Genomic DNA, 23,012 nt, shown 5'->3' on the forward strand with positions numbered 1-23,012 from the left:
GATGCAGACGGGGCACGACATAACGCGGGATTCTCGACATGAACCTCCTCCGCTCGCTTGCTTTGGCGGCAGTTGCAGCCGGCATGCTCTTTTCGGCACCTCATGCGTTCGCGCAGGGCCGCGAGATGAACATCGGCGATCAGCCCGGCTATGTTCCGAATGAAGCTGAGGAAGAACTGCCGCCGGAATTCAAGCGCACCGCGGTTTTCTATCGCACCTCCGAGCCGCCGGGCACGATCATCATCAGCACGTCCGAGCGCTTCCTTTATCTGATCCAGGGCAACGGCCGCGCGCTTCGCTACGGCATCGGCGTGGGCCGTGAAGGCTTCCAGTGGCAGGGCCTGCAGAAGATTTCCCGCAAGCAGGAATGGCCGGACTGGACGCCGCCACCGGAAATGATCGCCCGCCAGCCTTATCTCCCGCGCTTCATGGCCGGCGGCCCCGGCAATCCGATGGGCGCGCGCGCGCTTTATCTCGGCGCCACGGTCTATCGCATTCACGGCACCAACCAGCCGCAGACCATTGGCAGCGCCGTGTCGTCCGGATGCTTCCGTCTGGTCAATGCCGATGTGGCCGATCTTTACGAGCGCGTTCCCGTGGGCACCAAGGTCATCATCCGCCAGCGTCCTGAAATCTAGTTCTCCGGCACACCCGTTTTCCTTGCACGCATCCTTTAGAAGCGAGATTGTTTCATGGCCATTTTTTCGCGCACTTTCGGGACCGGTCTGACGATCGGCGCGGTGATTGCCGTCGCCATCGCCGCCGCCGCGATCACCTACGAGCGCTATGACACGCGGACCCTCAAGCGCACCCTGAAGCGCGATGCCGTGCTCTGCGGCGTCAATACCGGCCTGCCCGGCTTCTCGATCCCGGACGACAAGGGCAACTGGTCGGGCTTCGATGTCGATATCTGCCGCGCGGTGGCCGCTGCGATCTTCAACGATCCGACCAAGGTGAAGTTTGTTCCGCTCGACGCCAGCGAGCGTTTCAAGGAGCTGCGCAACCGCAAGGTCGATATCCTGTCGCGCAATTCGACATGGAGCATGTCGCGCGAAACCGAATACGGACTGAACTTCGCCGCGGTCGCCTATTACGATGGCGAAGGTTTCATGGTGCGGCAGTCGCGCAAGATCGACTCGGCGCTTGAACTCGACGGCAGCAAGGTCTGCGTTCAGGCCGGCACCACGACACAGCTCAATCTCGCGGATTATTTCCGCGCCAACAACATCAAGTATCAGGAACTGAATTTCCCGAAGCTCGACGAGGTGCTGCAGGCCTATGACTCGGGCCAGTGCGATGTCCTCACCACCGACGTATCGCAGCTCTATGCGCTGCGGCTGCGGCTGACCAAGCCCGCCGAACATGTGATCCTGCCCGACGTCATCTCGAAGGAGCCGCTGGCGCCGGTCGTGCGCCAGCGCGACGACGAATGGCTGCTGATCGTGAAGTGGACGATCTACGCCATGCTGAACGCCGAAGAACTCGGCGTCACTTCCAAGAATATCGACGAGGCGATGAAGTCGAAGAAGCCGGACATCATGCGGCTGCTCGGCACCGAAGGCGCCTATGGCGAGGAAATGGACCTGACGCGGGACTGGGCCGCGCGCATCATCCGCCATGTCGGCAACTACGGCGAAGTGTATGACCGCAATGTCGGCGAAGGATCGAAGCTCAAGATACCGCGCGGGCTGAACCAGCTCTGGAACGCCGGCGGCATCCAGTACGCGCCGCCGATCCGCTAAAAGATCATCACGATAAAAAATGGCCGGGATGTCCCGGCCATTTTGTTTTCGTGGCGGGATTCTTCAGTAGCCCTTCAGCCGCGCCAACTGGTCGGCATGATAAGCGGCATCGCCGAACAGTTCCTGGCACACCCGCGCGCGCTTCATGAAGAAGCCGATGTCGAAGGCATCGGTCATGCCGACGCCGCCATGCATCTGTACCCCTTCCTGCACGGCGAGCGTGGCGGTCGCGCCCGCCTTCGCCTTGGCCACGGCAACCGCCGCACCGGCGTTGTCGAAATCGGAATCCAGCGTCTGCAGCGCCTTCATCACGGCGGCCTTGGTGATCTCGATCTCCGTATAGAGATGCGCGGCACGGTGCTGCAGCGCCTGGAATTCGCCAATCAGCTTGCCGAACTGCTTGCGCTCCTTCAGATAAGTCACCGTGCGCGAAAAGGCTTCCTCGCTGAGGCCCGCCATCTCGGCGGCCGCCGCCGCGCGGCCGACATTGAGAATGCCTTCGAGCAGGGCACCCCCCTGATCGACCTCGCCGAGCACGCTGTCGGCGGTGACCTCGGCATCGTTGAATACGATCCGTGCCGCGTTGTGTGCGTCCACCATCGCGGTGCGCTCGATCTCGATGCCTTTTGTTTTCGGATCGACCAGAAACAGCGTCAGCCCGTCACGCTCGCCCGGCTTGCCTGCGCTGCGGGCCGCGACAATCAGAAGATCGGCGACATGGCCGTCCACCACAAACGCCTTCGCGCCTTTCAGCTTGAAACCGTTGCCCGAGCGCACCGCCTGCAACGCGGTTTTCAGCGGACGATGCTTCGCGCCTTCATCCACCGCCAGCGCGGCGATCAGGTCGCCCTTGGCAATCTTCGTCAGATATTCCGATTTTTGCGCGGCATTGCCGCCACGCACCAGCGCGCTTACGGCAATCACGCCGGTCGACAGAAACGGCGACGGCATCAGCGTGCGGCCTATCTCTTCCATCACCACGCCGGCTTCGACAGCGCCCAGTCCGCTGCCGCCGAATTCCTCCGGAACGAGCAGGCCGGCGAAGCCCATCTCCGCAAAGGTCTTCCAGAGATCGCGCGAGAAGCCGGTCGCATCCTTGTCGTCGCGCAGCTTGCGCAAGTGCGCCACCGGCGCCTTGTCACTGATGAGGCCGCGCGCGCTGTCGCGCAGCATTGACTGTTCTTCGTTGAGGACGAGAGCCATGGATGTTCCAATCGATTAGACAGATTTCAGTTGAAGCGGCCGTCATTGCGAGGAGCGAAGCGACGAAGCAATCCAGTTCTTTCCGTTAAAGATGGATTGCTTCGCTTCGCTCGCAATGACGAGGTGTTTTAAGCCCCCGGCAGATCGAGAATGCGCTTGGCGACAATGCCGAGCATCACCTCGCTGGTGCCGCCCTCGATCGAATTGGCCTTGGTGCGCAGCCATGAGCGCGCCAGTGCGCCTTCATGCGAACGCGGGCCTTCCCATTCCAGCGCGTCGGCGCCGCCCGCCGACATCAGCAGCTCATAGCGGCGCTTGTTCAACTCGGTGCCGTAGTACTTCAGCGCCGACGAATAGGCCGGATGCCCCTGCCCCGCCTTCGCCAGATCGACCGCCCGCTCCGCCGCGCAGGCAAGCGCCGCTTCGTCGACATCGAACGCGGCGATCTGCCCGCGCAGGACCGCATCGTCCAACTGGCCGCGATCGTCCGCGCCGATCGAATTCGCCGCAACCTGACCCAGCGGCCGTCCGCCGCCGCGCTCGCCCAGGCCGGAGATCATCGAGCGTTCGTGCTGCAACAGATACTTGGCGACATCCCAGCCGCGATTGACGGTGCCGACCACGTGGGAGCGCGGCACGCGCACATTGTCGAAGAAGGTTTCGCAGAACGGCGACTTGCCCGAGATCAGCAGGATCGGCTTGGTCGACACGCCCTTCGAGGCCATGTCGAACAGGATGAAGCTGATGCCGTCATGCTTCTTGGCGCTGAAGTCGGTCCGCACCAGACAGAAAATCCAGTCCGCGAAATTCGCCATCGAGGTCCAGATCTTCTGGCCGTTGATGATGTAATCGTCGCCGTCCACATCGGCGCGCGTCTGCAGCGAGGCCAGATCCGAGCCCGCATTCGGCTCCGAATAGCCCTGACACCAGCGGATCAGACCAGCGGCGATTTTCGGCAGATGCTCGCGCTTCTGCTCTTCATTGCCGTATTTCAACAGTGCCGGCCCAAGCATCCAGATGCCGAAGCTCGACAGCGGCAGCCGCGCGCGGATTGCCGCCATTTCCTGCCGCAAGATCTTCGTCTCTTCGAGATTGAGGCCGCCGCCGCCGTATTCCTTCGGCCAGTCGGGAACGGTCCAGCCCTTGTCGCGCATGCGCTCGAACCAGAGCCGCTGCGGTTCGGACGAGAATTTGGTGTTGCGGCCGCCCCAGAACACATCGCTTTCGTCCGCGACGGGCTTGCGCATTTCCGGCGGACAGTTGGCGTCAAGCCAGGCCCGCGTCTCGCTGCGAAATTTTTCCAGATCGCTCATTCGGCATTCCCTCGGCTGAGAAGCCGCTGCGCGACGCGCGCGGCCCGTGCTGATTTTCCGGGCCGGACTGTACTGCCCGCTTGGCGGATTTCAATATCTCGCTGCCGCGAAATGCCCCGCAAGCTGCGATATGGTAGCCATGCAGAGACGATCGCGGCGGCCATGACCGCGTTTAAAACAGAGGGAACCACCATGCGCCTGAGAGAACTTTCGCCTGGCGAAATGAGCGACGATCAGAAGGGCATCTATGCCGAATCCGTCGCGGGCAAACGCGGCACCGTCGTGCCGCCGCTCAAGGCCTGGATCCATGCGCCCGACATGGCGCGGCATGCCAGCCGCCTGGGCGCGTTCCTGCGCTACGACACCACACTCGGGCCACGGCTGTCCGAACTCGCCATTCTGGTCACCGCGCGGCACTGGAGCGCGCGCTTTGAGTGGTATGCGCACAAGAAGATGGCGCTGGCGGCAGGCCTCGATCCGGCGATCATCGACGCGATCAATCATCGTCATGTGCCGGACTTCGACGATCCGAAAGCGCAACTGGTTTACGAGTTCAGCGAGGCGCTGCACGAGGACCACAGCGTCCCGAAACTGCTTTATGAAAAGGCGATCCAGTTGCTCGGCGAAACCGGTACGGTCGAACTGGTCGGGTTGCTTGGCTACTATTCGCTGGTGTCGATGACGCTTAACACCTTCGATGTCGGAATTCCGGAAGGTGAGACCTGCGACCTTGTGCCCTGACCGTCGGGTTCATACCTCGGCAGACACATGTTGAGATCGGAGAAGCCGGTATGTCCGGAGAAACCACCGCAAGTTCTTTCAAGCCCGTCATCGCCGGAACGCGCATCGGCCACGTTCATCTCAAGGTCGCCGATCTCGACCGCGCGCTCGGTTTCTATCAGGGCGTGCTCGGCTTCGAGCTGATGCAGCGCTACGGCGATCAGGCGGCCTTCATCTCTGCAGGCGGCTATCACCACCATATCGGCCTCAACACCTGGCACAGCAAGGGCGGCAAGCCGCCGCCGGAGGGCACGACAGGCCTGTTTCATACTGCGATCCTGTATCCGACCCGCGCGGCGCTGGCCGATGCACTGCACCGGGTGATCTCCGCCGGCATTGCGCTCGATGGCGCGAGCGACCACGGGGTCAGCGAGGCGCTTTACCTGCGCGATCCTGACGAGAATGGCGTCGAACTGTATCGGGACCGTCCCGAGTCCGAATGGCCGCGCCATCCGGACGGAACGCTGGCGATGTTCACCCGCCGTCTCGATGTGGAGGCGCTGCTGCGCGAACGTGACGCCTGATCAGACCGGCTGCCGCGCCGTGCCTTTCACCAGCACCACGGCAGCGGCAATCAATTCGGCGGCCGCACAGGCATAAAACGGAACGCTGTAGCTTCCGGAAATATCGCGCAGCAGGCCGATGATGCCCGGGCCAAACGCATAGGTGAACTGGCAGATCGCTGTCACCAGACTGACAAGCACGCCGAACGCCGCCGTGCTGAACTCCCGCTGCACAATCAGCGTCGGCAGCGTGATCATGTTGCCGACCGAGAATCCGAACACCGCGCTGGCGGTGAACAGCACTGCCTCGTTTTGCGTATTGACCATGACGATCAATGCGGCGGCCTGACTGACCGCGGAGATCGCCGCCGCCTTGCGCTGGTCCATCCGGTCAATGACAAAGCCGAACAAGACACGCCCGATCACCGCCATCGCGGTCATCAGCGCCACCGCGATGCTGGCGCGCTCGCGGCCCATGACCGGATCGAAGAAGGAAATCTGGTGCACGATGAAGCCGACCTGCGCGACCAGAAGCAGCGCAAACGGAATCGCGATGGTCCAGAACGACAGGCTGCCGAATGCCGCTTTCCGGATAGATGCGGCGGAGTGCGGAACAGAACCGGCCGCCGTCCCGCCCGTGTGCTGTGCCATGCGCTTTGGCGGCGCACCGACCCAGATCAGGATGGCTGGCACGGCAAGCGCGACAATCACCAGCGCCGCTCCGATCAGTGTGGCGGAGAATCCGAACCTGCCGATGGCCGCGACCAGCAGCGGCACGCCGAACACGCCACCGCAACTGGCCCCGTTCAGAGCCAGACTGATCGCCATGCCGCGCCGCTTGTCGAACCAGAATCCCAGTGTGTTGTTGATGGCCGCGATACTGGTGCCGGCCCAGCCGAAAGCAATCAGCACATAGGCGCCGTACAATTGCCAGGGCGACGTCACCTGCCCGACCAGCGCCGTGCCAGCAGCAATGGCGAGAATTCCTCCGATCAGCAGCCGGCGCGGCCCCATCACGCGGATTGCTTCGCTGACAAACACGACCAGAACCGCGCTGAAGAGATAATAGACGGTGGTCGCGGTGGAAATCAGCGAGGCCGGCCAGCCGTGCAACCGCTGCAACTCGGCGAGATAAACACCCTGACCGTAAAACCCCGCACCCCATGCAAAGGTTGCGACCAGAAAGCAGACCCCGACAACCGGCCAGCCTTCATAGCGGAACGACGTTTCGTCGGGTGCTTTCTCCTGCGCGGCGGGAGCCGCGTGAGGCGCATTCATGGTCTGGCGTTTCCTCGAGGAGCTTGATGCTCTTCTTGTCTGCCGGTTCAGGCGCAGCCATCTGTCAGTATGCGGATCGCCCCGTCAAGCGAGGGAATTTCACGCCCCGCATGACACCCGCTCATACGACAAGGACGACATCCTCATCCCTTCGCGGCGTTGTAAAAGAACCGCTCGCGGACAATCCGGTCACCGCGCCATTGCTGCATGGCGATTTCATCCACATGCAAGGTCTTGCCGTCGAGGCCGGTCAGATCGAAGTTCCAGTGGATCATGACATTGTCGCCTTCCACCACCGAGACCAGCGCCTTCGAGCGGACCTCCTTCATGTGGGCGAGGATGCCGCGCTCGTGCGCCACGAGAAGAACTCGCCCCTCGCGCGGCGGCGAGGTGTTCTCCTGCATGCTGGCGTCTTCGGTGTAGTAGCGTTCAATGGCGCCGGCATGGTCGCCGCTCTCGACCACTGCAATGAATTCATCAACGCGCGCGCGTGTCGGCATGTGTCTCCCCCGGTGAAGTCAACCGGGACCCACATAAGCATGCGGTAGCGCAATCGCCACCGCAGCGGCGCGCGATCTGTTGCAGATTCGCAGACGTCGAACTGCCTTACTTGTACAGATAGCCGACCGGCCTGCCTTCGGTACGTAGCGGACGGACATCCTTGTGAGTGATGATCTGACCGGCCAGGCCGTCGATCTCGTCGCGCTGTGTCGGTGTCCAGCCCTTCAGGCTCTCGATGCCCTTGAGCAGGCCGAGCCGGAGGATTTGTGTGTTCTCTCCGACGCTTTCGAGGCTGATCGAGGTCTTGCCTGCCGTCACGACATCGCCGGTCACAAGCTCGAAGGTCTTGCCCGCACTGTCCCTGAATTCGGCGGAGCCGCGAATGATGCGATAGATCACGACCTCGCCCGTTGCGAGGCATGACGTGTCTGCCGCGCCCTGCGCTCTCTTCGGCAGCAGCGAATGGCCGGGCGGATCGGTTGCGATGATGTGGCCGGTGACGAGATGACCGCTCGGCACCTCGATGCCGATATCACGCACATAGACCGGCGAGGAGGATTTGACCGACGCATCCGCAAGCGGCTTGTAGAGCGCATCGAGTTCAAGCGGGTCCTGCAGCCAGAAACCCGCATCGGCCGGGCGGTCATGCAGCGGATGGCTCCAGGCCACGCGCGGGGTCTCGGCCTCGTTGATCTGGTCGGGACCCACAATCGTCGGATTGGGGAACGTGGTCGGGTCGGTGATGAAGGCTTCAAGAAACTTTCCGGAGTACCCCATGGAGATCGCATCGGGCACCACCGTCTGCGGCGTCTTCAGGTTCTCCTCGGTCGACAGGCCCGACCATGTGTAGAACAACTGGCGATGGACGATCGCGCTTTGCAGCATCACCGATCCGGGGCCGACGTAATACAGCCGCCCGTCGTAATCGAAGGTGAACATGCCCGATGTCACCAGCACGAGCTGGAAGCCGCCCGGCGGCAGATGCAGATGGAAATCGGTCGGGCCTGTGTCCTGCCGATAGATCGGCAGGTTCGTCGCCACCTCATGCAGCAGGAAGGTTTCATTGTTGGCGTGAAAGCCTTCATCCGCGCGGCTGTAGAGCGCTTGCGGACGATAGGTCGCCTCGTAGGTCGTATCCTTGTGGCGGTCGATCGCCACGAAATCCTGATTGTTCAGGCGGAGCGGCGCACCATCCGGGCGCGTCAGACCTGAGTATTTTGAATCGACCACAGCATGCACGTTCATCGCATCCTCCCATCGGGGCTCGCCCCGGCGCAGTTGCTTCTGCAATGCATCATGCGAATCCCGCGCCAGCGACCGCATCGAAAGCGAGCTTCGGTGCGGAAGTTTTGCGCAGGACAAAATGTGCCTGTGTCCGTGGGGGATTCGACGCGACGGCGGGGACGGCACGCCAACGGCCGCACACCAAGGCATCATGTCATCGCCCGTCGTCCCGAAAATGAGGCAACACGGGCCGGCCCCGCGAGCCGCGACCGGCCCAGCGATCAGGCAACTGCGCGCAGCCGCTGCCTAATATTCCACCTCAAGCTCCTCGATTTCCGCCGGCTCCTGCCGCGCGGCCTCGATCCACTCCTGCATTTCCGGAAGGGCTATGATGCGTTTGGCGTAGGCCGCCAGCGTCGGCCCGAGTTGCACGTCATAGGTCAGAAAGCGCGTCACCACCGGCGCATACATCGCATCCGCCATGGACCGGTGCCCGAACAGGAACGGTCCGCCGGATTTTTCCAGACAGTCGCTCCAGATCGCGCAGACCCGGTCGATATCCGCCTGCGCGCGGGACCAGATCTTGAAGCCCGGAAAGTGCCCCTTGATGTTCACCGGCAACGACGAGCGCAGGGTGGCGAACCCGGAATGAATTTCCCCGCAGATCGAGCGGCAATGCGCCCGCGGAATGCGCTCGGACGGCAATAAACCCGCATCCGGCATGAGATCGTTGAGATATTCGCCGATTGCCAGGGTGTCCCAGACCGTCGCGCCGTCATGGCGCAGGCATGGCACCAGAATGGAGGACGACAACAACAGGATTTCGGCGCGCGCCGAGGGATCGTCCGGCGCGATAACGATCTCGTCAAAGTCCAAACCAGAGAATTTGGTCAGCAGCCAGCCGCGCAGCGACCATGATGAATAATTCTTGCTGCTGATGGTCAAAGTGGCCTTGGCCATGGTCGCTCTCCTGACGCCTGCACATCAAAGGGGCGGGCCGATTCCCGCCGATTACGCCCGCGCCTGCCTGTTGTTTAAGCGCCTGCTCCTTTTGCACACAGCAAACGACATGCCAGTCCGGATGACCAATTGACGGGACTTTGGCTTCAAGTTTGCATGGCAGAGGCAAAGGAATGCGCCGGATGTCGCCAATGATGTACCAGACCTATCAGAACACCATGGACATGACCGCCCCGTGGCGGAGCGGGGCCGCGACCGCACTATCATATCTGAAGATGTTTCCCGGGGGCTTTTCCGACAAGGTCTTCGGGCGCGTCGCCGCCGCGCTCGAACTGGTATCGCGCAGCTCGCTGACCTACAAGCGGCCGGACTACGACATCAAGCCGGTTGCGGTCGGCAATCGCGAGTGGCCGGTGATCGAGGAAGTCCCGTTCGCGACGCCGTTCGGCTCGCTGCTGCATTTCAGGAAGGAAGGCGCGCCGGAACAGCCGAAGCTGCTGCTGGTCGCGCCGATGTCAGGCCACTTCGCAACACTGCTGCGCGGCACGGTGCAGACGCTGCTGCAGGATCACGACGTCTACATCACCGACTGGCACAATCCGCGCGACATTCCGCTGGATCAGGGCAAGTTCGGCCTCGACGAATATACCGAGCACCTCATCACTTTCATGGATCAGCTCGGCCCGAAATCGCATATGGTCGCGGTCTGCCAGCCATCCGTGTCGGCGCTGGCCGCCTGCGCCATCATGTCGGAAGACAATCACAGCGCGCGGCCTGCGAGCCTCACGCTGATGGCGGGGCCGATCGACACCCGCATCCAGCCCACCAAGGTCAACGAGTTCGCGACCTCGAAGCCGCTGCAATGGTTCGAGGATAATCTCATCAACTACGTGCCGATGCAGTGCAAGGGCGCGTTTCGGAAGGTCTATCCCGGATTCATCCAGGTCACGGCGTTCATGTCGATGAATCTCGAACGTCACGTCAAGTCCCACACCGATCTGCTCGAGCATCTGGCGAAAGGCGAGGTGGAGAAGGCCGACACCATCAAGACCTTCTACGACGAGTATTTCGCGGTGATGGATCTGCCCGCTGATTTCTACATCGACACCATTCGCGATGTGTTTCAGGAACATCTGCTGCCCAAGGGTCAGCTCACCTACAAGGGACGCACGGTCAATCCGGGCTCCATCAAGAAGATGGGCCTGATGACGGTGGAAGGCGAAAAGGACGACATCTGCTCGATCGGCCAGACACTCGCCGCGCAGGATCTCTGCACCGGTGTGCGCGCCTATCGCAAGGTGCATCACATGCAGGCCGGGGTCGGCCATTACGGTGTCTTCAGCGGACGCAAGTGGAATAGCGAAATCTATCCGCTGCTGCGGGATTTCATTCACGTCAATTCGTGATTGTTTTCGCGCTGACAGCAGCCAATAGCGAGGGAATGCTCGCACGATCTCTCTACGTCATGCCCGCATTCGTTGCGGGCATCCACGTCTTTTGCTCCCGATACGAAAGCAAGATGCGGATGGCCGGACAAGCCCGGTCATGACAAAAGATCGAGGCATCAGCGCAGCCACTGATCACGCCGCCAGCGCCTTCATTTCCCTGTAGAGATCGGCCTTGCCTTCAAAGCCGATGCCCGGAAGATCCGGCATGGTGATGTGGCCGTTCTCGACCCGCACGCCGTCCGGGAATCCGCCGTACGGCTGGAACAGGTCCGGATAGCTTTCATTGCCGCCGAGGCCGAGACCGGCTGCGATGTTCAGCGACATCTGATGGCCGCCATGGGGAATGCAGCGTGACGGCGACCAGCCGTGAGTCTTCAGCACATCCAGCGTGCGTAGATATTCGCACAGCCCATACGACAGCGCGCAGTCGAACTGCAGCCAGTCGCGATCCGGACGCATGCCGCCGTAGCGAATGAGGTTGCGCGCGTCGTGATGACTGAACAGGTTTTCGCCGGTCGCCATCGGCCCGGGATAGAACTCGGCGAGCGAGGCCTGCAGATGATAATCGAGCGGATCGCCCGCTTCCTCGTACCAGAACAGCGGATAGTCGCGCAGCATCTTGGCATAGGCGATGGCGGTTTCGAGATCGAAGCGACCGTTGGCGTCCACCGCCAGTTGCGCCTGACTGCCGATCTCCTTCAGCACGGCCTCGATGCGCGCGCGGTCTTCAGCGAGCGACGCGCCGCCGATCTTCATCTTGACCACGTTGTAGCCGCGGTCGAGATAGCCGCGCATTTCCGCGCGCAGCGCCGAATTGTCCTTGCCGGGATAGTAGTAGCCACCCGCCGCATAGACGAACACGCGCGGATCGGCCTTGCGGTTGTGCCGCTCCGCCAGCAGCCGGAACAGCGGCTTGCCCGCGATCTTCGCCACCGCGTCCCAGATCGCCATGTCGATGGTGCCGACCGCGACCGAGCGCTCGCCATGGCCGCCCGGCTTCTCGTTCGACATCAGCGCCGCCCATGCCTTGTCGGGGTCGATGTTGTCGCCGGATGCATCGAGCAGCGTTTTCGGATCGGCCTCCAGAAGGCGCGAGGCGAAACGCTCGCGGATTAGGCCGCCCTGCCCGTAACGGCCGTTGGAATTGAAGCCGTAGCCGACCACGCGCCTGCCGTCGCGCACGACATCGGTCACTACCGCGACGAGGCTGGTCGTCATTTTCGTGAAGTCGATATAGGCGTTCCGGATCGGGGACGAGATCGGCTTGGTGATTTCGCGGATATCGACAATGCGGACGGACATGAATGGCGAGTCCCGTTGGCTGGTGGTGGATGTTTGCGGGGGCGGGCGATGTCTACGCCTCGCCCGAAAAAGTTCAAGCGAAACAGCGATTTTTTGCCACAGCCGGGCTCTTTTCCGCCGTTCCGCGCCTGTGATAGATAACGCGCCGGAAGTCCGGAGGATACCGTGCGCGCCCTGCTGCGTTCCCTGCTGATCCTGTTTGCGTTGCTGACCGCGGCGCAGTTCTCGACGCGCGCCGCGCTGGCCGACAAGCGCGTGGCGCTGGTGCTCGGCATCTCGGCCTATCAGCATGTCGCCAAGCTGCCGAATCCATCGAATGACGCGAACGCGATGGCGAACCTGTTCCGTACCTCCGGCTTTGATGTTGTCGAGGTCAAGCGCGACGTCGGCATTGCCGATCTGCGCCGCGCGGTCGGTGATTTTTCCGACAAGGCGCAGGACGCCGATGTCGCAGTGGTGTTCTTCGCCGGTCATGGCATCGAGGTCGATGGCACCAACTATCTGGTGCCCGCCGATGCGAAGCTCGCGCGCGATTTCGACATCGAGGACGAGGCGCTCTCGCTCGACCGGCTGCTGAAGGCGATCGAGCCGGCGAAGCGCCTGCGTCTGGTGATGTTAGACGCCTGCCGTGACAATCCCTTTGCCAAAACCATGAAGCGCACCGTGGCGTCGCGCTCGGTCGGGCGCGGCCTCGCCAAGATCGAGCCGACGGTGTCGGACACGCTGATCGCGTTCGCCGCCAAAGCGGGCTCGATCGCGCTCGACGGCGACAACAGCAACAGCCCGTTCACGACGGCGCTGCTTCAACATATCGCCACGCCGGGCGTCGATCTGCGAATCGCGTTCGGGCGGGTGCGGGACGCGGTGCTGACCTCCACCGGCCGCAAGCAGGAGCCTTATGTCTACGGCTCGCTCGGCGGCAACACGGTCGCTATTGTCGACGCGAATGTCGCAACCGCCAAAGCCGCACCGGCAGCCGACAGCAAGCCGGCCGCGGCACAGGTTGCTTCGGCCAATCTGGACGGCGCGCCATCGCCGCGCGCACCTGCGGCGTCCGCAGCCGCTCCATCATCCGGCGAGATCGCCGAGGCGTGGCGCGCGGTGTCCACAACCACAAGCCCCGCCGTGCTTGAAGCCTTCGTGCGCCGCTTCGGCGACAGCATCTATGGCGATCTCGCCCGCGCGCGCCTGCAGGATATCAAGGCGGCCGACACGAAAGTCGCCGCCGCGAAGCCGGACGAGCGCTCGCTGCATCCGGCACAAGGCGCCACCGCCTCCGCTCCAGGGTCGGCTGCGGTCAACACAGGTACATCCGGCGCTGCGAAGGGCTATCTCGGCTGCTTCAAGGACGACAGCAAGCGCGATCTCGACGGGCACAATTTCTACGACCGCAACATGACGACAGACCTGTGCGTCTCAACCTGCCGCGCCAAAGGGTTCAGCCACGCAGGCACACAGTATGCGTCGTATTGCTTCTGCGGCAACACTTTCGGCAAGTTCGGAAAGTCCGATGGCTGCAACGCCAGGTGCACCGGCAACCGCGACGAGACCTGCGGCGGCACCTGGGCCAACGCGATCCACAAGGTGAACTGAAGCGTCTCGAACCTGACCGCTGTCGCGCGCTGGCATCAGCGGCGTATCATTCGCAGAGCCGCTTGCCGTTTTCGTAAAGACAGCGCGGAGAACGGTTTGCGGGCGGCGAGATTTGCCGCGCAATGTTCCGGCGATTCCGGATCGCGGCCCGCTGATACTTGTTGAGACGCGGCGCGGGCGCGGTGCAGCGGCGGCTGAGTGTCTCGTCGGTCACCGTGACCCACGCGGCTTTCCCGTTATCCAATGTGCATGTCTGCATCGCAGCCTTCTGCACGCAGACAGTCGCGCCTTCGCTGTAGTTTCTGCTGTTGTAGATGCAGACGACGGCGGCGGGCTTTACGACCTCTGCCGCAGGATTCTGCTCCGCCGGCGTTTGCGCGGCGGCAGGCAAAACGGACAACAGAAGCAGGTACGGCATGAGACGATGGATCATGGCCTGATCCTAGCGCGGCGCGGCCCGTTCAAGAAGATGGCGGCGCCATTCATGCTTAAGAAGCATGGTTTCCGGTCAAGTCAATTGAAGGAAGATGCGGGACATCCGGCCCGGCGAGAACCGGGCCGGATGCAGAAATGAGGTTACTTGGTCAGCGGACAGCCGCTGTCCTTGGCGCTTGGATAGGCCGTGCTGCCGGGCACCTTGGCGAGCAGCTTGTAGTAGTCCCAGTCGCGCTTGCTCTCTTCCGGCTTCTTGACCTCGAAGAGATACAGATCCGCGACCATGCGGCCGTTGGCCTGCACCTTGCCGCCCGAGGTGAAGGAATCGTCGACCGGCAGTTCCTTCAGTTTCTTCACAACGGCATCGCTGTCCTTGGTCCCGGCGGCCTTCACCGCCTTGAGATAAGACAGGGTCGAGGAGTAGGTGCCGGCCTGGATCATGCTCGGCATGCGGCCGGTGCGCTTGTAGAACTTCTCGCTGAAGGCGCGGGTCTTGTCGTTGAGGTCCCAGTAGAAGCTCTCCGTGAGAACCAGACCCTGCGCGGCCTTGAGCCCGAGGCCATGAACCTCCGACGCCGTGAGCAGAAGCCCCGCGAGCTTTTGCCCACCGGCGACGATGCCGAACTCAGCCGCCTGCTTCACCGAGTTGATGGTGTCGGCGCCGGCATTGGCGAGACCGATGACCTTTGCCTTCGACGCCTGCGCCTGCAGCAGGAATGACGAGAAGTCCGACGAGTTCAGCGGATGGCGGACCGCGCCGAGCACCTTGCCGCCGTTGGCCTTGACCACATCGCTGGTATCCTTCTCCAGCGCATGTCCGAAAGCATAGTCCGCCGTGAGGAAGAACCAGCTATCGCCGCCCGCCTTCACCAGCGCGCCGCCGGTGCCGACCGCGAGCGCATGGGTATCGAACGCCCAGTGGAAGCCATAGGGCGAGCAGGATGCACCGGTCAAAGCCGACGACGCCGCGCCGACCACGATATTGATCTTCTTCTTTTCCTTGGTGACTTCCTGAACCGCGAGCGCGACCGACGATGTCGTCAGTTCGGTGATCATGTCGACGCTTTCGGTGTCGTACCACTTGCGCGCGATGCTGACCGCAAGGTCAGGCTTGTTCTGGTGATCGGCCGATACGATCTCGATCTTGCCGCCAAGCACAGTGCCGCCGAACTCCTCAGCCGCGATTTTCGCAGCTTCGATCGAGCTCTTGCCGCCGTAATCCGCGTAGACGCCCGACTGATCGTTGAGAATGCCGATCTTCACGCCTTGCGCTGCAGCCGGCAGCACCGCCGTCAGACTGAATGCCGCAACAGCCGCGGCCACAAACCTCGATGTCATAAGTGCGCTCCCGATTATTCTTGTTTGAGACGCCTGTTATAGCGGGAGCGCGTTTGCACGAGGCATTGAACTTTCGCAGCGGCCCCGTGCAATTTCCGCAAACGTATTGCGGCGCACAAGGAATATCCCGCGCGCTCCGGGGTCAATGCCCGGGCCTGTACCGCCCCGCCGACAACCTGCGAAAACGGACGCCCTTGCCGTCCGCAAGCCGGGTTGCCTCGTAGCCACCGTCACGAATGGCGTCACGCTGCGGTCGTGCATTCTCCGGATTGCGCTCCTTCTCCCACCACGACGCGCGCTGTGACGCGCGCGGCAAGGCGAAGCCGAGGATGTCCTCGATCTCCTCGAAGGTCAGGACCAGTTCCACTCTGGTCTGTTGCGCAAGATAGTCGCGAAGCGGATCGAAATCGCCCAAACCGGCTCCTCACATTGTCATCGGCTTTCCGAGTCGATAGGTACGTGGCATCGGTTCGGTTGAACAGGGCTTTTCGTGAATCTGTTTGTCTTCGGCCTCGGCTACAGCGCCAGGCATTTTGCGCAGCGGCGTCTTGCCCGTCATGATCGGGTCAGCGGAACGGTGCGCACGCCTGAAAAGGCTGCGGCCCTGTCCGCCGCGGGACTCGCCGCGCATGTGTTCGGCCCGGAAGCGCGCGACGGCGCGATTGATGCCGGTGTTGCGGACGCCGATGCGCTGCTGATCTCGGTTCCGCCCGGCATGAGCGGCGATCCCGTCCTTGCAGCCTATGCCGAGCGCATCGCGCGCGCGCCAAAGCTGCGCTGGATCGGCTATCTCTCGACCATCGGCGTCTACGGCGATCATCGAGGGGCATGGGTCGACGAACAGACCCCGGCGACGCCAACCAATGCGCGCTCGGTCGAGCGCGCACAGGCCGAACGGGGATGGCTTGCCTTCGGAGCACGAACGAACAAACCGGTCCACATTTTCCGGCTCGCCGGAATTTATGGCCCGGGCCAGAGCCAGCTTGTGCAACTGGCGCGCGGCACCGCGAAGCGCATCATCAAGCCGGGACAGGTGTTCAACCGCATTCATGTCGAGGACATCGCGCGGACGCTGGACGCCTCGCTCGCGCGGCCGCGCGCCGGCGCGATCTACAACGTGACCGACAACGAACCGGCACCGCCGCAGGAGGTCGTGACGTTTGCCGCATCGCTCTGCGGCGTCACGCCGCCGCCGGAAATCAGCCTCGATGACGCCGGCCTCACCGACATGGGCCGCTCGTTCTATGCCGAGAGCAAGCGCGTGAAGAATGATCTTATACGCGGCGAACTCGGCGTGACGCTGGCCTATCCGACCTACCGCGAGGGCTTGCGCGCGCTGCGCGCGGCCGGCGAAGGGCCGCGCTGAAAGCGTTTATGCCGCCTTCGTGGCTTTCGCCTGCTGGATCGCATCCCAGATTTTTACTGGCGTGAGCGGCGTCTGCAGCGAGGTGATGCCAAACTCGCTCAACGCATCCATCACGCCATTCACGACGCAAGGCGGCCCGCCAATCGCGCCGGATTCGCCGCAGCCCTTGGCGCCGAGCGGATTGGTCTTGCACGGCGCGGAATCGTCAAGCGTGACGTCGATATGCGGCATGTCGCTGGCGCGCGGGATGCAGTAATCCTGATAGCTCGCGGTGAGCAATTGCCCCGACGGATCGTAGACCACGGCTTCGTACAGCGCCTGGCCGATGCCCTGCGCGACACCGCCGTGAACCTGTCCGGTGACCAGCATCGGATTGATCGCGATGCCGACGTCGTCCACCGTGGTGTAACGCACCACGCGCGTGATGCCGGTCTCCGGATCAATTTCGACTTCGCAGATATGCGTGCCGTTCGGCCAGGTAGGCCCGTCGACATCGCCCTGACTATTGACGGTAAGACGCGCGTCCTCCTCGTCCTTCGCTAGGTCGAACAGGCTGACACGGCGGTCGGTGCCAACCACGGTCAGCATCCCGTCGCCATATTCGATATCGCCGACGGACGCTTCAAGCACATGCGAGGCCTTCTCGCGCGCCTTCTGAATGAGGTCGCCCGCCGAGACGACAGCCGCGGTGCCGCCCACGAACAGCGAACGCGAGCCGACGCTGCCGCCGCCAGTCGCCTTGTCGGTGTCGCCCTGAATGACGTCAATGCGGTCCAGCGGAATGCCAAGCGCCCCGGCGACCATCTGCGAATAACTGGTCTGCAATCCCTGCCCCATCGCCTGCGTGCCCGACTGCAGGATGACGCGCCCTTCCGCCGTTGCGTGCAGCGTCACCTTCTCGGTGTGAACGCGTCCGCCGGTCCACTCGATGTAGCTGGTCAGGCCGCGGCCGTAGAGCAGGCCTTTTTTCTTTGCGGCCTTCTTGCGCGCATTGAACCCGTCCCAGTCGGCGAGTTTCGAGGCGCGCTCCAGCATGTGCGCGAAAGCACCGCTGTCATAGGTTTCGCCGACCGCGTTCTTGTAGGGCAGTTGCGACGGCTTGATGTAGTTCACCTTGCGGATCTGGCGCGGGTCCATGCCGATCTGGCGGGCGGCCGCGTCCATCAGCCGCTCGACAATGAACACCGCTTCCGGCCGTCCGGCGCCGCGATAGGGGCCGGTGGGCGCGGTATGAGTCAGCACAGCCTTGATGTCGAAGTGAATCAGCGGCAGGTCGTAGACACCCGTCGCCACGAACGGCCCGAGCACGAGCGGGATGATGACGCCCGCGCCGGTGAGATAGGCGCCCACACCGCCCAGCGAACGGACACGGAATGCCAGCACGCGGCCCTTTTCATCGAGCGCGAATTCACCGGTCGAGGTGAGATCGCGGCCATGATGGCCGCCGACAAAATCGTCGAGGCGGTCGCCGCGCCAGCGCACCGTGCGCTTCAGCTTCTGTGCCGCATAGGCGACGATGCCGTCTTCCGGATAAAGATTGACCTTGTGGCCGAAGCCGCCGCCGATGTCGCCGACCAGCACATGGACGCTGTCCTTCGGGCGCTTGAGCACAACATCGGCCAGAATGTCGCGCGTGGCGGTCGGAGTCTGGCTTTGAACATGCAGTGTCAGACGGCCGGTCTTCTTGTCGATCTCCGCCATGGTGCTGCGCGGCTCCAGTGCGGACGGCACCAGACGCTGGCTGGTCAGATCGAGCGAAACGACGTGTTTGGCCTTCGCAAAGGCGGCTTCCGTTGCAGTTGCATCGCCGTAGCTCATGGAGGCTGCGATGTTGTCCGGCGCATCGGGCCAGACCACCGGCGCACCCGGCGCGAGTGCATCGGCCGGCGCAACCACTGCAGGCAGAATTTCATAGTCGATGGCAATGGCCTCGGCTGCGGTCTGCGCGTCGGCGCGCGACGCCGCCAGCACGGCGGCGACCGGTTCGCCCGCGAAGCGAACAATCTCATGCGCCAGAAGCCGGCGCGGGGGCGCCTGCATCGACGAGCCGTCGGGCCGCTTGAAAATCGGCAGTGTCGGAATGGTGCCGATATTGTCCGCGACCAGATCGGCGCCGGTATAGACGGCGGCTACGCCCTCCATCGCCAACGCTGCACCGGTGTCGATGGCCTTGATCCTCGCGTGCGCGTGCGGCGAACGCAGAACGTAGAGCCAAAGGCCACCGTCCTGCGGCTTGTCGTCGACGAAATGTCCCTGCCCGGTGAGAAGCCGCTGGTCTTCGAGACGCTTGACGGATTGTCCCGCGCCGAAGCGCAGATTGGCAGGCAGAATGTTCATGGATATTCCTTCGCGATGTGCAGCCAGACACCGGGGTCGGCACGCTGACGCGACCCGAATGCTGGTTCCGCATAGCACAAACGTGCTACCGGAGTTGAGTCCGCGATTTGGTTTTCCGCCATGCGCGGGAATCGGGGCTTTCCTGCCCCGAAAGCCGTGCCGCAGCCTTGCATGCCGCTCCACGCCCACTAAGGTCGTGTCATGAACCAGATGCTGCGTCCCAAATCCTCGCCGCCGAAATCTGTGCCTCAACGGGTCGCAGCCACCGCCTGTCCGCACGATTGCCCGTCGACCTGCGCCCTGGAAGTGGATGTGCTGGACGAGCGCACCATCGGCCGCGTGCGCGGAGCGCGGGACAACAGCTACACCGCAGGCGTGATCTGCGCCAAGGTCGCCCGCTATGCCGAACGGATTCATCATCCGGATCGCCTGACCAGGCCGCTGGTCCGCACCGGCGCAAAAGGCTCCGGCACCTTCGCGCCGATTGCGTGGGACGAGGCGCTCGATCTGGCCGCAGAGAAGTTTCGCGTGGCTGAGGCGCGCTACGGTTCCGAGACGGTGTGGCCGTACCAGTATGCCGGCACCATGGGCCTTGTGATGCGCGACGGCATCCATCGCCTGCGCCATGCCAAGAAGTATTCCGGCTTTCACTCCACCATCTGCGTCAATCCGGCATGGACCGGATTTGTCGCAGGCACCGGCCTGCTCGCCGGACCCGATCCGCGCGAGATGGCGAAGTCCGATTGCGTGGTGATCTGGGGCACCAACGCGGTCAGCACCCAGGTCAACGTGATGACCCACGCAACCCGCGCGCGCAAGGAGCGCGGCGCGAAGATCGTCGCGGTCGATGTCTATATGAACGGCACCATGGAACAGGCCGACCTTGCCGTGCTGGTGCGGCCCGGCACCGACGGCGCGCTGGCTTGCGCGGTGATGCATTGCCTGTTCCGCGACGGCAAGGCCGATCGCGATTTCCTCGCGCAACATACCGACGCGCCGGATGAACTCGAGCAACATCTGCGCAGCCGTGGCCCCGAATGGGCCTCGCAAATCACCGGCTGCCCGGTCGAGACCATCGAAGAATTCGCGCGGCTCGTCGGCAACACGCCGCGAACCTATTTCCGGCTGGGCTACGGTTTCGCGCGGTCGCGCAACGGCGCGGCGAACATGCATGCGGCAAGTTGCATCGCGGCGGTGAGCGGCGCATGGCGTTACGAGGGCGGCGGCGCATTCCACAACAACGGCGCAATCTTTCACTGGGACCGCAGCCTGATCGAGGGAACCGATATGGTCGATCCCTCGATCCGCATGCTGGACCAGTCGCAAATTGGCGCGATCCTGTGCGGCGACAAGGATGCGTTGTTCAACGGCCCGCCGGTGACGGCGATGCTGATCCAGAACACCAATCCGGTGACGGTGGCGCCGGACCAGACCCGCGTGAAACAGGGCTTCGCGCGCGACGACCTGTTCGTCTGCGTGCATGAGCAGTTCATGACCGAGACGGCGAAGGCCGCCGATCTCGTGCTGCCCGCGACAATGTTCATGGAGCATGACGACATCTATCAGGGCGGCGGGCAGCAGCACATCCTGCTTGGACCCAAGCTGATCGAGCCTCCGGGAGAATGCCGCTCCAACCATGATGTCATCGTCGGTCTTGCGAAGCGGCTCGGCGCGCAGCATCGCGGCTTCGACATGACGCCGCGCGACATCATCGACTGGACGCTGCAAAAATCCGGCTGGGGCACGCTGGAAAATCTGGAGCGCGAGCGCTGGATCGACTGCCAGCCGGATTTCGACACCGCGCACTACACCAAGGGTTTTGCGTGGCCCGACAAGAAATTCCGCTTCAAGCCGGACTGGCCGACAGTGCCGTTCCGCAGCCCGGGGCTTTCCGGCCCGGTGGACGGCCTTCCGAAACTGCCGGACCACTGGACGGTGATCGAGGAAGCCGATGAGCGCCACGCCTTCCGGCTCGCCACGTCTCCGGCGCGCAACTTCCTCAACACGACCTTCAATGAAACGCCGACATCGCTCGGTCGCGAACAGCGGCCGACGGTGATGATCCACCCCGAAGATGCAGCCACTCTTTCGATTGCCGATGGCGACAAGGTGATCCTCGGCAATCCGCGCGGCGAGGTGCGCCTTCATGCAAAGATCTTCGAGGGCGTGCGCCGCGGCGTGCTGATCGCAGAATCAATCTGGCCGAACAGCGCTTTTGAGGACGGGCGCGGCATCAACACCCTCACCGGCGCGGACCCGGTGGCGCCCTATGGTGGCGCGGCCTTCCACGACAACCGGGTGTGGATCAAGCCGGCGGCGTGATTACATCACGCTGCGGGCCAGCATATAGATCGCCACAACAGTAATGACGCCCACGAAAATATCGTTGAGCAAGGCCCGCCGGTCGGCGAGCAGATGCACCGATTTCACGCCGAGATAGCCGCCCGCAAGTCCCCCGCCGATAAAGACCGCGGTCAGCGGCCAGTTCACAAGGCCGGAGACCGCGTAGCTTGCGGCGGTGGTCAGGCCGAAAGCCAGCACCGCCACCAGCGACGAACTGACCGCGTAGACCAGCGGCATGTCGGTGGCGAACACCAATGCCGGCACGATCAGAAATCCGCCGCCGATTCCAAAGAAGCCCGACAGAATTCCGGTCACCAGTCCGAGGCCGGCCAGCACCGGCGCGTTGGCCTGGCTGAGTTGCACCGACTTGTCGCCGCCATGATCGCGGCGGCGGCGCATCAGAAAGGCAACCACCAGCATCAGCATCGCGAACATCATCAGCAGCCGCTGGCCGTCCACCATCTTGCCGACAACGGAGCCGAGCGCCGCGCCGGCCACCCCGGCCGCGGCCAGCACCGCCGCGCAGCCCCATTTCACCATGCCGGTGCGCGCATGGATCATCAGGTTGAACGCCGCGCTCGCCGCCACCGCCAGCGAACTGGTGCCGATCGCCACATGCGCGTTCGGGACGCCGACCAGATAGACCATCAGCGGCACCGCGAGAATTGACCCTCCGCCGCCCACGAGACCGAGCGAGAAACCAACAAGCGAGCCTGACGCCGCTCCGAGCAACCCTTGCGTCAGGGACATCATGGTTTCATTCTCACTTGCAACGGGGAAGCGTTCGCGCGATCAGGCCGGACCCAGTATGCCGCGATTCCATGGCGCGAACTTTAGCAGCTTGGCCATTCCACAGGTTCCGGTCAGTCCCGCGAACAAAAGGCCCGCGCCGATGAATCCAGGCACCGCATAGAATGCCGGCGAGACGAACGCGCCCAGCAGCACGCCGCCAAGACCAAGGCTGCCAGCCACGATCTGCACCTGCCGCTGCATTTCGATCGGCTGACGGCGATCCGTCACCACCGGCAATCCGGCCTTGCGCCACGCATCGAGACCGCCCTCCACAACGAAGGCCTCGCAACCGTCGCCTGCGCGCGCCTGCAGCCGGGCCGCGTTCATCTGTGTCCGCTGGCCGGAGCGGCAATGGAAGATCACGGGCTTTCCGCGATGAAGCGCGAAATCTGCCTGATCCAGCGTGGAGAGCGGCAGGCTCCGGGCGGCGGCAATGCGCTCGCGCGCATGCTCGTCCGCCTCGCGGATATCGAGCAGAATCGCACCCTCGTTCAGCATCTCGCGGGCTTTCTTGGGACTGACAGTTCGCAGCGTCATGATGGTTCTCCAATCGT

General features: G+C 63.3%; 21 protein-coding genes. 8 read left to right on the forward strand and 13 right to left on the reverse strand.

Features of this window, described 5'->3' with window-relative positions; translation table 11 throughout:
• Positions 1-38 precede the first annotated feature (38 nt).
• Complete coding sequence (locus HMPREF9696_RS14125; protein WP_002713710.1) at positions 39-638, forward strand: L,D-transpeptidase; 600 nt, start codon at positions 39-41, stop codon at positions 636-638.
• A 54-nt stretch (positions 639-692) separates the two neighbouring features.
• On the forward strand, positions 693-1,742 hold the full coding sequence (locus tag HMPREF9696_RS14130; RefSeq protein WP_002713711.1) for an amino acid ABC transporter substrate-binding protein: 1,050 nt from the start codon (positions 693-695) through the stop codon (positions 1,740-1,742).
• Positions 1,743-1,805: 63 nt separating this feature from the next.
• On the opposite strand, the gene HMPREF9696_RS14135 is transcribed toward HMPREF9696_RS14130, so the two are convergent.
• Both HMPREF9696_RS14135 and HMPREF9696_RS14140 read right to left on the reverse strand, forming a co-directional pair.
• A complete protein-coding gene (locus HMPREF9696_RS14135; RefSeq protein ID WP_002713712.1) occupies positions 1,806-2,945 on the reverse strand; it encodes an acyl-CoA dehydrogenase family protein in 1,140 nt (379 codons plus the stop codon).
• Between the two features lie 128 nt (positions 2,946-3,073).
• Positions 3,074-4,258: an acyl-CoA dehydrogenase family protein gene (locus tag HMPREF9696_RS14140; RefSeq protein WP_002713713.1), complete on the reverse strand. Its 1,185-nt coding sequence runs from the start codon at positions 4,256-4,258 to the stop codon at positions 3,074-3,076.
• Positions 4,259-4,450: 192 nt separating this feature from the next.
• Between HMPREF9696_RS14140 and HMPREF9696_RS14145 the strand changes: the two genes are divergently transcribed.
• Positions 4,451-4,999, forward strand: coding sequence for a carboxymuconolactone decarboxylase family protein (locus tag HMPREF9696_RS14145; protein WP_002713714.1), 549 nt, complete (start codon positions 4,451-4,453; stop codon positions 4,997-4,999).
• Positions 5,000-5,049: 50 nt separating this feature from the next.
• Positions 5,050-5,562 (forward strand): VOC family protein, encoded by a 513-nt coding sequence (locus HMPREF9696_RS14150; protein WP_002713715.1) that lies wholly within the window; start codon positions 5,050-5,052, stop codon positions 5,560-5,562.
• Here HMPREF9696_RS14150 and HMPREF9696_RS14155 read toward each other — a convergent pair whose 3' ends face one another.
• From HMPREF9696_RS14155 to HMPREF9696_RS14170, 4 genes are all read right to left on the reverse strand, one after another.
• Entirely contained in the window at positions 5,563-6,819 is a 1,257-nt protein-coding gene (locus tag HMPREF9696_RS14155; RefSeq protein ID WP_002713716.1) for an MFS transporter, read from the reverse strand.
• A 143-nt stretch (positions 6,820-6,962) separates the two neighbouring features.
• The gene (locus tag HMPREF9696_RS14160) at positions 6,963-7,319 is read right to left on the reverse strand and encodes a nuclear transport factor 2 family protein (RefSeq protein WP_002713717.1); all 357 of its coding nucleotides are present in this window, start codon (positions 7,317-7,319) and stop codon (positions 6,963-6,965) included.
• Between the two features lie 106 nt (positions 7,320-7,425).
• On the reverse strand, positions 7,426-8,565 hold the full coding sequence (locus HMPREF9696_RS14165) for a hypothetical protein (RefSeq protein WP_002713718.1): 1,140 nt from the start codon (positions 8,563-8,565) through the stop codon (positions 7,426-7,428).
• Positions 8,566-8,850: 285 nt separating this feature from the next.
• The gene (locus HMPREF9696_RS14170) at positions 8,851-9,504 is read right to left on the reverse strand and encodes a glutathione S-transferase family protein (protein ID WP_002713719.1); all 654 of its coding nucleotides are present in this window, start codon (positions 9,502-9,504) and stop codon (positions 8,851-8,853) included.
• Between the two features lie 182 nt (positions 9,505-9,686).
• Between HMPREF9696_RS14170 and HMPREF9696_RS14175 the strand changes: the two genes are divergently transcribed.
• The gene (locus HMPREF9696_RS14175; RefSeq protein WP_040302061.1) at positions 9,687-10,910 is read left to right on the forward strand and encodes a polyhydroxyalkanoate depolymerase; all 1,224 of its coding nucleotides are present in this window, start codon (positions 9,687-9,689) and stop codon (positions 10,908-10,910) included.
• A 174-nt stretch (positions 10,911-11,084) separates the two neighbouring features.
• On the opposite strand, the gene HMPREF9696_RS14180 is transcribed toward HMPREF9696_RS14175, so the two are convergent.
• A complete protein-coding gene (locus HMPREF9696_RS14180) occupies positions 11,085-12,254 on the reverse strand; it encodes a mandelate racemase/muconate lactonizing enzyme family protein (RefSeq protein ID WP_002713721.1) in 1,170 nt (389 codons plus the stop codon).
• 165 nt (positions 12,255-12,419) lie between these two features.
• Between HMPREF9696_RS14180 and HMPREF9696_RS14185 the strand changes: the two genes are divergently transcribed.
• Complete coding sequence (locus tag HMPREF9696_RS14185) at positions 12,420-13,847, forward strand: caspase family protein (RefSeq protein WP_002713722.1); 1,428 nt, start codon at positions 12,420-12,422, stop codon at positions 13,845-13,847.
• 46 nt (positions 13,848-13,893) lie between these two features.
• On the opposite strand, the gene HMPREF9696_RS14190 is transcribed toward HMPREF9696_RS14185, so the two are convergent.
• The 3 genes from HMPREF9696_RS14190 to HMPREF9696_RS14200 form a co-directional block, all read right to left on the reverse strand.
• Entirely contained in the window at positions 13,894-14,280 is a 387-nt protein-coding gene (locus tag HMPREF9696_RS14190) for a DUF1496 domain-containing protein (RefSeq protein ID WP_002713723.1), read from the reverse strand.
• Between the two features lie 143 nt (positions 14,281-14,423).
• Positions 14,424-15,620 carry an ABC transporter substrate-binding protein gene (locus HMPREF9696_RS14195; RefSeq protein WP_002713724.1) on the reverse strand — a complete coding sequence of 399 codons (1,197 nt, stop codon included), beginning with the start codon at positions 15,618-15,620 and terminating at the stop codon, positions 14,424-14,426.
• 142 nt (positions 15,621-15,762) lie between these two features.
• Positions 15,763-16,035, reverse strand: a complete 273-nt coding sequence (locus tag HMPREF9696_RS14200; protein WP_002713725.1) for a DUF7662 domain-containing protein — start codon at positions 16,033-16,035, stop codon at positions 15,763-15,765.
• Between the two features lie 75 nt (positions 16,036-16,110).
• On the opposite strand from HMPREF9696_RS14200, the gene HMPREF9696_RS14205 reads away from it, so the two are divergent.
• Positions 16,111-16,986 carry an SDR family oxidoreductase gene (locus HMPREF9696_RS14205; RefSeq protein WP_002713726.1) on the forward strand — a complete coding sequence of 292 codons (876 nt, stop codon included), beginning with the start codon at positions 16,111-16,113 and terminating at the stop codon, positions 16,984-16,986.
• 6 nt (positions 16,987-16,992) lie between these two features.
• On the opposite strand, the gene HMPREF9696_RS14210 is transcribed toward HMPREF9696_RS14205, so the two are convergent.
• On the reverse strand, positions 16,993-19,323 hold the full coding sequence (locus HMPREF9696_RS14210) for a xanthine dehydrogenase family protein molybdopterin-binding subunit (RefSeq protein WP_002713727.1): 2,331 nt from the start codon (positions 19,321-19,323) through the stop codon (positions 16,993-16,995).
• Between the two features lie 201 nt (positions 19,324-19,524).
• Here HMPREF9696_RS14210 and HMPREF9696_RS14215 point away from each other — a divergent pair, with 201 nt between their 5' ends.
• Positions 19,525-21,645 carry a molybdopterin-containing oxidoreductase family protein gene (locus tag HMPREF9696_RS14215; RefSeq protein WP_002713728.1) on the forward strand — a complete coding sequence of 707 codons (2,121 nt, stop codon included), beginning with the start codon at positions 19,525-19,527 and terminating at the stop codon, positions 21,643-21,645.
• Here HMPREF9696_RS14215 and HMPREF9696_RS14220 read toward each other — a convergent pair whose 3' ends face one another.
• Together HMPREF9696_RS14220 and HMPREF9696_RS14225 are read right to left on the reverse strand one after the other, a co-directional pair.
• Positions 21,646-22,419, reverse strand: a complete 774-nt coding sequence (locus HMPREF9696_RS14220) for a sulfite exporter TauE/SafE family protein (protein ID WP_002713729.1) — start codon at positions 22,417-22,419, stop codon at positions 21,646-21,648.
• 39 nt (positions 22,420-22,458) lie between these two features.
• A complete protein-coding gene (locus tag HMPREF9696_RS14225; protein WP_002713730.1) occupies positions 22,459-22,995 on the reverse strand; it encodes a rhodanese-like domain-containing protein in 537 nt (178 codons plus the stop codon).
• Between the last annotated feature and the right edge of the window lie 17 nt (positions 22,996-23,012).

The organism is Afipia clevelandensis ATCC 49720 (assembly GCF_000336555.1).
GTDB classification, from domain to species: Bacteria; Pseudomonadota; Alphaproteobacteria; order Rhizobiales; family Xanthobacteraceae; genus Afipia; species Afipia clevelandensis.